A 12,571-nucleotide genomic window follows, 5' to 3' on the forward strand; every position below is an offset into this window, starting at 1 on the left:
AATTTACAATCACTTTTGTTATTTACAACTTTTCAATTGTTTTTTTGCTTTTTTTTTAAGCTTATGCTTTTTTTAAAGCTACTTTTCAGGGATTACAAATTCATTCCAGTGAAAGGCAATATTCAGAAATGAAAGGATTAATTAAAAACTTTAGAGTCTGGCATCTACACAATTTTTTGGCAAAATGGCTTTAACGTCATAAATCACCTGTGAATCGGATTTACATAGATTGAGGGTTTTGAATTCATTGTGCGCTACAGCGAGGATAATGGCCTGATATTGTGTTAAATCCGGGCAATTGCCATGCCCTGTAATAATGTCAATGTCGTATTCGTGTTTTACTTCCGCAGCACTGGCCCAGGGATCATATATGTCTACATTGATGTCGAAACTTCTCAATTCTTTGTAAATATCAATGACACGGGTATTGCGCACATCGGGACAGTTTTCTTTGAAAGTAAATCCCAGGATCAATACTTTGGAATCGATCACCCGAAGATCTTTGCGCATCATGAGTTTGATGGTTTCGGTAGCTACATGCTTGCCCATGCTGTCGTTGAGCCGGCGTCCGGCCAGGATGATTTCCGGATGGTAGCCGACTTCCTGAGCTTTTTGAGCCAGATAGTAGGGATCAACGCCGATGCAATGACCGCCGACAAGACCTGGTTTGAATTTCAGGAAGTTCCATTTCGTACCAGCGGCCTCTAGTACCTCTGTGGTATCAATTCCAAGGAGGTTAAAAATCTTGGAAAGTTCGTTCACAAAGGCAATGTTGATGTCACGCTGGCTGTTTTCAATCACTTTGGCAGCTTCTGCAACTTTTATGGAAGAGGCTTTGTAAGTCCCGGCTGTGATCACGGAGCGATAGAGCTGATCGACGTATTCGGCTGCTTCCGGAGTAGACCCTGAGGTCACCTTCAGGATTTTGGTTACAGTATGCTCTTTATCCCCCGGATTGATGCGTTCAGGTGAATATCCACAAAAGAAATCCTGGTTAAATTTCAATCCTGAGCCTTTTTCAAGTATGGGAACCATTTCCTCTTCGGTCACTCCGGGATATACGGTGGATTCATAAATGACTACATCGCCAATTTTGAGCACCTTAGCCACAGTTTCAGATGCCTTTATCATAGGTGTAAGGTCCGGGCGATTGTGCTTATCAGTTGGGGTAGGCACAGTGACAATGTAAATATTGCAAGACGAAAGATCGCCAACGGCCATAGATGGATAAAAACCTACTCTGCCATTGTAAAGCTGCACGGGGTTTCTTACGAGTACCTTTTGCAGCTCATCGTCAGATACCTCCAGTGTATGGTCATGTCCTTTGAGCAGTTCATCCACACGAGCTGAGCTGATGTCAAATCCCACCACTTTGTATTTGGATGCAAGTGCCACTGCCAAGGGAAGACCTACATATCCAAGACCAATGATGCCAATCTTGGATTCACTTAGAGGTTTTAATTCAGCCATTCTGTTCTTCGTTTTTGTAGATTAATATTTTTGAATCTCCATACACCTGCTGGAGCGATTCCAGGTCCGAAAATATGTCAGTTTTAATAATTCTGTTGATCATTTTTGATGCTTTTTCGGAAAGAAATTCCAGATATTCAGCATCGATGTCACTTCCCACAAGGACAAGTTCCAGTACCTCAGAATCTAAACCTTTGGCAAAATGGCCGGTGAGATACACTTCTTTTACATTGCCCAGGCGTTCAACGACTTTTTCAATTACCGTATCAATTCCGACATAGGAACGAACGAGGTTGTAAATTGGAATAAACAGCGGATGTTTTTTGTTGACAGAGAACAGACGTTTGTTACCTTCATTTTCTGATATGAGAATACCGGCCACCTCAAGTCTGTTGAGTTCAACCCTGATTGCATTGGAACTTTCGCCGAATTCCGCTTCAAGACCGCGCAAGTAGCCCTTTGCCTCCGTATTGAGAAAAAATTTCAGCAGGAGCTTGATTCTGGTTTTGGATGAAATGAGGGTATCGAGCATAAAGTAAAACAATCGGTTTGATCAATCCCTGCATTCAGTGATCCGAACGGAGCAGTCATAGGCAATGCGAAGCAATCCTGAATCGATTTGCTTAACGACATACGTTTTTACGAATCTACCTTTAAAGTGCTTTCGAAGTTCGTATTCCATATAAAACCAAGTAGCACGGTCAATTTTTTGGCTTATGATCAATAGGTAGATTTCCTTGCCGATATCGATCTCCTCTGGTTCGATAGAAAAAACTCTGATTTCTGCTTCGAAATCATAAGGAAGAACAATCCTACGAATGGCATCGAGATCTTCTTGAAGTTGTGGGTCAGTAGGAGCCGACATTAAATGTTTTTTAAGGCTCCGCCACGTCAGTCCCATTGATTAGGTCTGACATGGAGCACAATCGAGTAAATAATTTACTCAATTTTTTGCGCAACAAAAGTACTCAATTGGCAAAAAGAAACAAGCATAAATACGGATTACTTAGTAAACCAAGGCTATTATTAAACAAAAAGTCAGAAATCTTTAGTGAAACCACCTTAGATGAGTAAAATTATGGTGCAATAAGAACTGAGATACTTTTTACTTTACATCTCAAGAGTTGATTGAAGGCTTTGGATAGGATGTATCGGAAGTTAAATAGGGTCATGAGAAAAATAAAAACAAAAGCCCCTTCGAAAGAGGGGCTTTATCTTTAATTAAAGAATTGGATTTTAATGTTTTGCGAGATATTCTGCTATTCCATCGTGGCTTGCCTTCAAGCCTTCTTTGCCTTTACTCCAATTAGCAGGGCATACTTCTCCTTTTTCCTCGAAGTATTGAAGAGCATCCACCATACGAAGTGCTTCATCTACACTACGGCCTAGGGGCATATCGTTGACGACCTGATGACGTACAATGCCTTCTTTATCGATTAGAAAGAGGCCGCGATACGCTACCAATTCGCCTTCGGCACAGAGTTCATCATTGTCGTTGTAATAATATGTGCCGGCAAGTACGTCGTAATTGGAAGCGATGGTCTTATTGGTATCAGCCAGGATAGGATAGGTAATACCTTTGATTCCACCATTTTCTTTGGAGACTTGTAACCAGCCCCAATGTGACTGCTCAGTATCGGTAGATGCAGCGATTACCTGAACATTGCGAGCTTCAAATTCTGCAAGTTTTTCCTGAAACGCGTGAAGCTCTGTAGGGCACACGAATGTAAAGTCTTTTGGATAGAAAAACAGGAGTACATATTTTTTACCGTGAAATTGGCTTAGGGTGAAGTTTTCAACTATTTCTTCCCCATTGATTACCGCATTTACACTGAAGTCAGGTGCTTTTTTTCCTACTAAAACTGCCATAGAGATTTGTTTTTTTGATTAGACAGACGCAAAGGTATGCCTTCAAAGCAAAGTGATCATTATTGATATGATATATAATTTTTAATAACCAATAGAAATAGGTGATGATTAATGGAAGTTCTCCACCAGTTGGTAGGCTAATATCACAGCCAATATAAATGAAATAACCTTCATCAAATTAAACCGATGGTTGTGATTGGTTTCAAAAATGATAGTGGTGGATATGTGCATAAAAATTCCGGCCACTATTGCCAGTAGATACAAATAGATATCTCTAAAAATCGGGACAAAGAAGCCTGTAAGGGCACCAGCAGGAGAGCTAAGAGCAAATAATCCCAGAAATAGGAGTATTTTTTGCCGTTTCATTCCTACGGCTTTAAACATGGTATAGAGAATAATACCTACCGGCAGATGATGAAGTACAATGCCCCAGAAGAGAATGCCTCCGCTTTCGTTAAGCCATTGAACGCCCAATGGCAAACTCTCCAGGAAAGAGTGCAGATATAGGCCTCCAACGGCTGCCGGTGATAGCATCTGGTGATGGGCAAGACCATTGTGGTGGTGCAAATGTCCGTGTTCGATACCTTGGGTAAAAAACTCAAGAACAATTTGAAGCAGAATACCCATTAAAATAAATATTCCAATGCTATGGTTGTGGCCACTTTCCAAAAATATGTCAGGCAGAATGTGAAGGGCGGTGATGGCCAAAAGGAAAGACCCGCTGAAAGCTAATAGAACTTTCAGGGCATATTCCTTACCAGAGACAAACAATCTGGCGAGCCAGGCACCGCCAAATGTGCTAAAGAAAAGAACTGAAATGTTGACAATCAAGGCTTTTTCGCAATAAGAATGATTCTAGGTGAACTGTTCTCTTCAAACTTGGATAGCTGGATATCACCAAATAGACTACTAATTCTAAATCCCACTTTTCTGAACAATTTTTGCAACAAAGTTGCATCAAAAAGTTGAACCCGCTCAAAAAAAGTGTGAATACGTCCGCGATCGTGCACCACGATTTCTTTGATTACCTTCTGGTCTTCTATGTAACGGCTGATATCGAATCGAATACCCTCTATGGTCAGATGTTCGGAAGGGGTGATACCTGAGCGCACCGGCACAGGATTCAAAAAATCAAATACAAAAATACCCCCCGGTTTCAAAGCATTATAGACATGGTATAGCGTTAGTTCATGCTCTTCCAAGGTATCAAAATATCCAAAAGAAGTAAACAGATTGAATACGGCCTCGCATACATGGTAGCCGTAGGACTTTCGCATATCCTGTACATAGTATTGGGTGCCCGGCGTCTGTTGAGAGATGGCAAATTCTATGGATGATGAAGAGATGTCAAGACCGGTTACCAAACCGTAATATCGGGCCAGAATTCGCGCGTGTCTCCCACGTCCGCAAGCCAGGTCTATGATATGGGCAGTTGAGGGTATTTGTATTGTTTGGCAAAGTCTTGAGATAAATTGCTCAGCTTCCTTCTCATCCCTATAATTGTACAATAGATGATAATAGTCGGTATCAAACCAAACCTTAAACCAATCTGTCATTGTACTCAGATACTTCTGAAAATGAGAGTTAGCATTAGCGTATTTCGTACATTTCGAAGCTTAGCAGGTGTGATGTAGTCAGCATCGTACATAAAAAATTCCGGATGGTTAATAAAGTATGAATAGGAAACATCAGCGTGAAATTCCTGGCCTCTGTATCCCAATCCCAAATGTAATCCATTAAATCTTCCTGAGATAGCATCGTTTTTAAACGGAGAAGTAATATGATTAAAACCTGTACGCAACGCCATACGTTCGATACGCCATTCGGTACCAACGCGAAATTGGTGAGATATGCGATATATGTCTCTTATTTGCTGATTGTCAACCGATAAATTATAAAGTGATGAACGCAATCGGTTGGTACTAAAATCTGTCAGGTGGTATTCTGCGGAAATTAGCCCCAAATTGTCGAAGATGTAAGCTCCACCAAGTTGAATCCTCATCGGAGTCGTAAGTTGAAACCTTATGTTGTCATCGACCAAGGGATTAGGGCGATGAATCTGATTGTCGAAGGTGCGACTTTCGGGCGCTACTTCAAAGCTCCCTCTTATATAATTCAACGAAGGGGTATGAACAGAGGCAGACAAGCGCACATTCTGTTCCGGGCGGTAAATTACTCCTGCTTTTAGATTGACTCCCGTACCGTTGAGCGATAGTAACTCACGAAACTGGTAAAAGCGCAAGATGGAGGCTGGGTCAAAGTTGGACTCAGTATAGGTAATTTGCTCCGAATAATTGATGAATGGAATGCCTAGCTGGACACCCCACTGGACGCGGTTTAGGTAATTGCCCCCATAAGTCAAGCCCAATTCGGAGATATTACCCCGTGTCTGACGCAGGTGACTATGGAGAATCTGGTCGCCAAATCCCCACAGTTTATCAATGACTTTGGTGTTTTCGTCGGAATAATCGATTAAAAATGGAAAAAACGCCATGTAGTATATGTAAGGATCCTGACTGAACAGTTGATCTTCGGTAAGACCCTGTACCCGGTCAAACCATACCGCACCAATAGAGCCCGGATGAACACCTTCAATGAAATGTTCGCTGTCGAGATTAGCCAGACGATTGAATGTTAAAGCAAAGGAAGCTTTGTGTTTGGCCTGCTTTTTATCTTCCACCCGTCTTACGATTCCGAGATTCCCCAACAGCAGCCTGTCTTGTGTAGCCGGAGTAGTAATTCCCTGAAAATTAGCATCTATCGAGCTATAGAGAAAGCCAAATGAAAAAATCGTTTCATCCATTCTGAACACGCCTACACCTGCAGGATTGTCGTGAATGCCTGCAATGTCATTTCCCAAAGCGCCAAAAGCTCCGCCCATCGCATTGTATCGGGCAGTACCATAAGGCAACAAAAAGCTAAACCGAAGGGCATCTGTGGCATTCTGAGCCTTAATCTCAAGTACACTGGCTAAGAGTGACAAAAGAAAAACTGTGAGCTTTTTGATATTCATAAATGCAAGTCAATTTACTAATAGGTGATATGAGGAACAAAAAAAGGCAGAAATATTCTGCCTTTGAAAGCCCTTGATACTGGCAATGCTGTTTATATTATCTGAGTCTTCCGCCTGAACCACCTGAAGAGCCTCTTGTGGCACCGCCTGAATTGAATGAAGGTGAGGTATTGAACTGTCGAGCCCCGCCAGGGTTAAAGCTTGGACGCGAAGCAGGAGCCTGGTTTTGCCAGGTGTTTTGCTGACGTTGAATGGGCCTGGATTGAATAGATTCCATTTGTCCACGTTGATATTGTCGTGTAGCAGGTGGTAAGCTTTGGCTTCTGGTTGCAGGAGCGCTGTTAGAAGGACTGTAAATGCGAGCCGGACGTTCGACAGCTGCCGGTGTCTGACGTGAAACCGGAGTGGTATGTTCTACAGACCTGGCAGCATGGCTGGACTGCAGGGTATTTGTGCTAAGTCTGTCTGCATAGCTGTTTCTTGAAACTGCTTGCGATGATGAAACCACATCTCTTGTAGCTCTTAAGTCAGAAGCCCTTAATCTGCTGGCAGGATTTTCACTTGCAGATTCCAGTTTGGACAGAGACTGCGCCGAGGGGGAGGCAATTTCAGAGGAAGTACGGGCTGCACTAAGTCTGCTGGTCCGGTCTGCAGGCATTGCTGGTTCTGATGATTTACGACCAATTCCTGAGCCTGTAGAAGCATAACTTCCTGACCTCACACCCCTTACCTGATTCACCGAGCGAGGAGGCATCACTATTGGCATACCCCAACCAAATCCCGGCATCCACGGATTCATCCAGGGATTTCCCCAAGCCATCGGATGACCCCAGAAAGGATCCCACATCATCATAGAATTGTACATCCACGGATCCCACATCCACATGCGATTCATCATCCAGGGATTCCAATACCAAGGATTGTTGGCCCACATGGGTCCGAAGCCCATGCCCCAACGAGACCAACCCATTCCCCAGCCGGCTCCCCATCCAATGCCAAAAGACCAGCCTGGACTCATCCACATCGGATTCATGGCCCAGGGACTCCATAATGGATTGAAGCCCATTCCCCACATTGGAGTTAAAGCTGAGCCAAAATGATTGTTGATAATTGTAGGTCCTTGAGATTTATAATTTGGATCAAAATAGTCGTCTACTGCACTGGCTTTATTGTTGTCTCCTGAAGCATTTTCACTTGAAGCCATGCTTCCGGAGGGAATATTTCCAATAGCTGGGTTGTAGTATATCCCATCTTCATAAAAATTTGAGACTACCCTATTGGAAGAATTACAGGAGGATAGTATCAAACCAGCCACTAAACTTCCAAAAATCACTAACTTTTTCATGGCTTTGGTTTTTTTGATTAATAATTAATTTCGCACACCAAATATAAGACAATAATTATACCACAAAAAAATTTATGGCAAAAGAGCTGACTCCACGACATATCGACTATGCAAAATGGTATAACGATCTGATCATCAAAGCTGATCTGGCAGAAAACAGCGGTGTACGAGGTTGTATGGTCATCAAACCATATGGCTATGCCATCTGGGAGAAAATACAACAGGAGCTGGACCGGAGATTTAAAGAAACCGGCCATCAAAACGCATATTTTCCTCTATTTATTCCTAAGTCATATCTGAGCAAGGAGGCCGACCATGTAGAAGGTTTTGCCAAAGAATGTGCTGTAGTTACTCACTACCGACTAAAAAATGCACCTGATGGAAAAGGCGTAATTGTGGACGATGAGGCCAGGCTGGAAGAAGAGCTGATTGTACGACCTACTTCAGAGACCATCATATGGGATACGTATCGCAATTGGATACAATCCTACAGGGATTTGCCTTTGCTCATCAACCAGTGGGCCAATGTGGTGCGCTGGGAAATGCGTACTCGTCTCTTTTTGCGAACTGCTGAATTTCTGTGGCAAGAAGGGCATACCGCACACGCCACCCGTGATGAAGCCATCGCAGAAGCTGAATTGATGCTCAATGTCTATGCAGATTTTGCAGAGAGATTTATGGCTATTCCAGTAATAAAAGGTGTAAAAAGCCCAAATGAACGCTTTGCAGGAGCTGAGGAGACGTATTGTATAGAAGCCATGATGCAGGATGGAAAGGCTTTGCAAGCTGGTACCTCCCACTTCCTGGGTCAAAACTTCGCCAGGGCCTTCGATGTAAAATTTGCCACCAAAGAAGGCAAAGAAGAATATGTCTGGGCAACCAGCTGGGGGGTGTCAACACGACTTATCGGAGCTTTGATTATGACCCACAGCGACGACAATGGCCTGGTTTTGCCTCCGACGTTGGCTCCAATACAAGTAGTCATTGTGCCGATTTACAGAGGAAGAGAAGATTTTGAAAAAGTGAATGAGGTAGCTGTAAACATTTTCGAAAACCTGAAAAAAGCAGGAATAGCAGTGAAATACGACGACCGCGACACCCATAAACCAGGCTGGAAATTCAACGAATACGAGTTGAAAGGTGTACCAATCCGTATTGCCATAGGCCCGAAGGATATTGAAAACAACCAAGTCGAAATCGCTCGTCGCGACACTTTGGAAAAAGTCGTAGTCTCTCAAATCGGATTGACCGACTACATCAGAAAACTCCTCGAGGATATCCAGGAAACCATTTATGAAAAAGCCAGAGCATTCAGAGATTCAATGGTCTCAAGTGCTGATACCTGGGAAGAATTTACCCGATTGCTCGATGAAAAAGGGGGGTTTATAAGTGCTCACTGGGATGGAACATCAGAAACTGAGGAAAGAATAAAAGAACTCACGAAGGCCACAATTCGCTGTATTCCATTTGATCAGAAGCCGGAAGAAGGCAAATGTATTCTCACTGGAAAAAATTCAAAAGGAAGGGTATTATTTGCCAGAGCATACTGATAAAAATTCCTTTGACCCTGTTCACAGAAACCTATTTTTGCACGACGTAGAAAAGTCAATTAAAGAAATCGTAATGAGAGTAATACAGTTTAGAGAAGCAATCGCTGAAGCCATGAGCGAGGAAATGCGCAGGGATGAGCGCGTGTTTTTGATGGGAGAGGAAGTGGCTGAATACAACGGTGCCTATAAGGCTTCCAAAGGTATGCTGGATGAATTCGGACCAAAAAGGGTGATCGATACTCCGATATCCGAACTTGGATTTGCAGGTATAGGGGTTGGTGCTGCAATGAATGGCCTTCGTCCCATTATTGAATTTATGACATTTAACTTTTCACTGGTTGCAATAGACCAGGTCATCAATAATGCTGCTAAAATCAGACAAATGTCAGGAGGGCAGTTTTCAATACCCATTGTATTCCGGGGTCCAACAGCATCTGCAGGTCAGCTTGCAGCCACGCATAGTCAGGCTTTCGAAAGCTGGTATGCCAATTGTCCCGGATTGAAGGTAGTAGTTCCTTCCAATCCCTATGATGCCAAAGGTCTGTTGAAATCAGCCATTCGCGATGACGATCCGGTTATTTTTATGGAAAGCGAGCAGATGTATGGCGATAAGGCAGAAGTGCCGGAAGAAGAATATCTCATTCCCATTGGAAAGGCGGATATAAAGCGTCAGGGAAGCGATGTGACCATTGTTTCCTTTGGAAAAATAATTAAAGTAGCTTATTCGGCTGCTGAAGAATTGGCCAAAGAGGGCATTTCATGCGAGATCATTGATTTGAGGACAGTGCGTCCTATTGATTACGACACTGTACTCAGCAGTGTAAAAAAGACCAATCGTCTGGTAATAGTAGAGGAGGCATGGCCACTTGGCAGCATCGCCACAGAAATAACCTTTGCTGTTCAAAGGCTGGCTTTTGATTATCTGGATGCTCCTGTTCGCCGAATTACTTCCAAGGACACACCAATGGCGTACGCTCCTACTTTGGTTGAGGCCTATCTGCCTCAGCCTAAAGAAGTAATCAGAGCGGTGAGAGACGTATTGTATCTATCTTAGTAGAAATAAATCTGTGGGTCCGAAAATCCTGTTGCCGGAATAATAGTCGGCGGCAGGATTTTTTCATTCAACAGCAAGCATCAGAAGCTCCAGGTTGGAACCTATAACAGACAGAGGCACACTGCTTGTATTTTTAAGAAAGCCGTTTGTAAAGTTCGAATTTTACGCTCTTAGAGCCAAAAAATAGCAAAGCGGTTCGATGATTGGGGTGAAAACAAAAAACCGCCCCATCAAGGGGCGGCATTTGAGATTAGAAAAAGATCTGAGGATTACATCATGTCACCCATTCCACCGCCTGGCATTGCAGGAGCGGTTTCCTTCTTCGGAATTTCGGTGATGGTAGCTTCTGTAGTAAGGAGCATACCGGCTACAGAAGCGGCATTTTCAAGAGCTACACGTACCACTTTAGTCGGGTCAATGATGCCAGACTCAAAGAGGTTTTCGTAGCGCTCAGTCTTGGCATTGAAACCAAAGTCACCGGTTCCTTCTTTTACTTTCTGTACTACTACACTACCTTCCATGCCTGAATTTTCTACAATCTGACGAAGTGGCTCTTCAATGGCACGGGCGATGATAGCAATACCGGTAGTTTCGTCTTCGTTGTCGCCTTTTACGTTTTCAAGAGCCTTTCCGGCGCGTACCAGGGCTACACCTCCACCGGGTACGATGCCTTCTTCGATGGCAGCGCGAGTAGCAGCGAGGGCATCTTCCACGCGATCTTTTTTCTCTTTCATTTCTACTTCGGAAGCAGCACCTACATACAGCACAGCTACTCCACCGGCCAGCTTAGCAAGGCGTTCTTGCAGTTTTTCTCTGTCATAGTCACTGGTAGTAGTTTCGATCTGGGCTTTAATCTGATTGACGCGGGCTTTGATGTCTTCTGGGTTACCGGCACCATTGACGATGGTAGTATTGTCTTTGTCGATGGTGATTTTTTCAGCTCTTCCGAGCATGTCAATGGTAGCATTTTCGAGTTTGAATCCGCGTTCTTCAGAGATGACAGTACCTCCGGTGAGGATGGCGATATCTTCGAGCATGGCTTTTCTGCGGTCGCCGAAACCAGGAGCCTTAACAGCAGCTACTTTCAGGGCACCGCGGATTTTGTTGACTACAAGTGTAGCCAGCGCTTCGCCTTCTACATCTTCAGCAATGATGAGCAGCTGACGTCCGCCTTGAGCTACGGGCTCGAGGACTGGCAACAGCTCCTTCATCGAACTGATTTTCTTGTCGTAAATCAGAATGAAGGCATTTTCGAGCTCAGCTACCATTTTATCGGCATTGGTCACGAAGTAAGGAGACAGATAACCGCGGTCAAACTGCATACCCTCCACCACCTCTACTGTAGTTTCTGTGCCTTTAGCCTCTTCGACGGTGATCACGCCTTCTTTTTTCACCTTCTTCATGGCTTCAGCAATCAGATTACCGATGGTGGTATCATTGTTGGCGGAAATGGTAGCCACTTGCTCAATTTTGTCGTAGCTGTCGCCAACGGCTACAGATATTGATTTGAGCTCTGATACAACTTTGGCTACCGCCTTATCCATACCTCTTTTCAGGTCCATGGGATTAGCACCGGCTGCTACGTTTTTCATACCTTGAGTGATGATGGCCTGAGCAAGTACGGTAGCAGTAGTGGTACCATCGCCGGCTATGTCAGCTGTTTTGCTGGCCACCTCTTTAACCATTTGAGCACCGAGGTTTTCAATTTTGTCTTCGAGCTCAATTTCTTTGGCTACTGTTACACCGTCTTTGGTAACATGAGGTGATCCGAAAGATTTTTGAATAACAACATTACGACCTTGAGGACCGAGTGTTACTTTAACAGCATTGGCAAGAGCATCTACGCCCTTTTTAAGTTTTTCGCGGGCTTCTACGTCAAATTTGATTTCTTTAGCCATTGTTTTTTTGTTTTTGGGTTAAACATTTCGTCAATTAGTACAGAGTCGTTAGATGATTGCGAGGATGTCAGACTCTCTCATGATGAGGTAGTCTTTTCCGTCGATTTTAATTTCAGTACCGGCATACTTTCCGTAAAGCACCATATCACCTGGAGCTACGGTCATTGGTTCATCTTTTTTGCCATTACCTACGGCAACGACTTTACCGCGCTGAGGTTTTTCCTGAGCGGTATCAGGGATGATGATACCAGATGAGGTTTTTGTTTCAGCTGGTGCTGGCTCTACGAGCACTCTGTCTGCTAACGGACGAATTTTCACTTCTGACATAGCTATCTATGTTTTGGTTATTACTATTTTTTGATCACAGCTATA

Annotated in this window: 12 protein-coding genes; 2 read left to right on the forward strand and 10 right to left on the reverse strand. The window is 43.6% G+C overall.

What is annotated here, in order from left to right; genetic code table 11:
• Positions 1-150: 150 nt before the first annotated feature.
• The 8 genes from DES35_RS04880 to DES35_RS04915 all read right to left on the reverse strand — a co-directional run bounded on the left by DES35_RS04880 (position 151) and on the right by DES35_RS04915 (position 7,697).
• On the reverse strand, positions 151-1,470 hold the full coding sequence (locus tag DES35_RS04880; protein WP_114365968.1) for a nucleotide sugar dehydrogenase: 1,320 nt from the start codon (positions 1,468-1,470) through the stop codon (positions 151-153).
• Complete coding sequence (locus DES35_RS04885) at positions 1,463-2,014, reverse strand: ArsR family transcriptional regulator (RefSeq protein WP_211306537.1); 552 nt, start codon at positions 2,012-2,014, stop codon at positions 1,463-1,465. The genes DES35_RS04880 and DES35_RS04885 overlap by 8 nt, the downstream gene beginning before the upstream one ends.
• A gap of 9 nt (positions 2,015-2,023) precedes the next feature.
• Positions 2,024-2,335 (reverse strand): hypothetical protein, encoded by a 312-nt coding sequence (locus tag DES35_RS04890; RefSeq protein WP_125039323.1) that lies wholly within the window; start codon positions 2,333-2,335, stop codon positions 2,024-2,026.
• Positions 2,336-2,706: 371 nt separating this feature from the next.
• Entirely contained in the window at positions 2,707-3,339 is a 633-nt protein-coding gene (locus DES35_RS04895) for a peroxiredoxin (protein WP_037356794.1), read from the reverse strand.
• Between the two features lie 108 nt (positions 3,340-3,447).
• Entirely contained in the window at positions 3,448-4,170 is a 723-nt protein-coding gene (locus DES35_RS04900; RefSeq protein ID WP_114365971.1) for a ZIP family metal transporter, read from the reverse strand.
• Positions 4,167-4,895, reverse strand: coding sequence for a class I SAM-dependent DNA methyltransferase (locus DES35_RS04905; protein WP_114365972.1), 729 nt, complete (start codon positions 4,893-4,895; stop codon positions 4,167-4,169). Before DES35_RS04905 ends, DES35_RS04900 begins: the two co-directional genes overlap by 4 nt.
• A 5-nt stretch (positions 4,896-4,900) precedes the next feature.
• Positions 4,901-6,352: an OmpP1/FadL family transporter gene (locus DES35_RS04910; RefSeq protein ID WP_114365973.1), complete on the reverse strand. Its 1,452-nt coding sequence runs from the start codon at positions 6,350-6,352 to the stop codon at positions 4,901-4,903.
• Positions 6,353-6,449: 97 nt separating this feature from the next.
• A complete protein-coding gene (locus tag DES35_RS04915) occupies positions 6,450-7,697 on the reverse strand; it encodes a hypothetical protein (protein ID WP_114365974.1) in 1,248 nt (415 codons plus the stop codon).
• A gap of 74 nt (positions 7,698-7,771) precedes the next feature.
• On the opposite strand from DES35_RS04915, the gene proS reads away from it, so the two are divergent.
• Both proS and DES35_RS04925 read left to right on the forward strand, forming a co-directional pair.
• Positions 7,772-9,247, forward strand: a complete 1,476-nt coding sequence (gene proS, locus DES35_RS04920; RefSeq protein WP_114365975.1) for a proline--tRNA ligase — start codon at positions 7,772-7,774, stop codon at positions 9,245-9,247.
• A gap of 67 nt (positions 9,248-9,314) precedes the next feature.
• Positions 9,315-10,301, forward strand: coding sequence for a pyruvate dehydrogenase complex E1 component subunit beta (locus tag DES35_RS04925; RefSeq protein WP_260429767.1), 987 nt, complete (start codon positions 9,315-9,317; stop codon positions 10,299-10,301).
• 269 nt (positions 10,302-10,570) lie between these two features.
• On the opposite strand, the gene groL is transcribed toward DES35_RS04925, so the two are convergent.
• Together groL and DES35_RS04935 are read right to left on the reverse strand one after the other, a co-directional pair.
• Complete coding sequence (groL, locus tag DES35_RS04930) at positions 10,571-12,199, reverse strand: chaperonin GroEL (protein WP_114365976.1); 1,629 nt, start codon at positions 12,197-12,199, stop codon at positions 10,571-10,573.
• A gap of 48 nt (positions 12,200-12,247) precedes the next feature.
• Positions 12,248-12,526, reverse strand: coding sequence for a co-chaperone GroES (locus DES35_RS04935; RefSeq protein WP_037356814.1), 279 nt, complete (start codon positions 12,524-12,526; stop codon positions 12,248-12,250).
• Positions 12,527-12,571: the final 45 nt, after the last annotated feature.

Origin of the sequence: Schleiferia thermophila, assembly GCF_003337435.1 — a bacterium.
In the GTDB taxonomy this organism is placed as follows: Bacteria; Bacteroidota; Bacteroidia; order Flavobacteriales; family Schleiferiaceae; genus Schleiferia; species Schleiferia thermophila.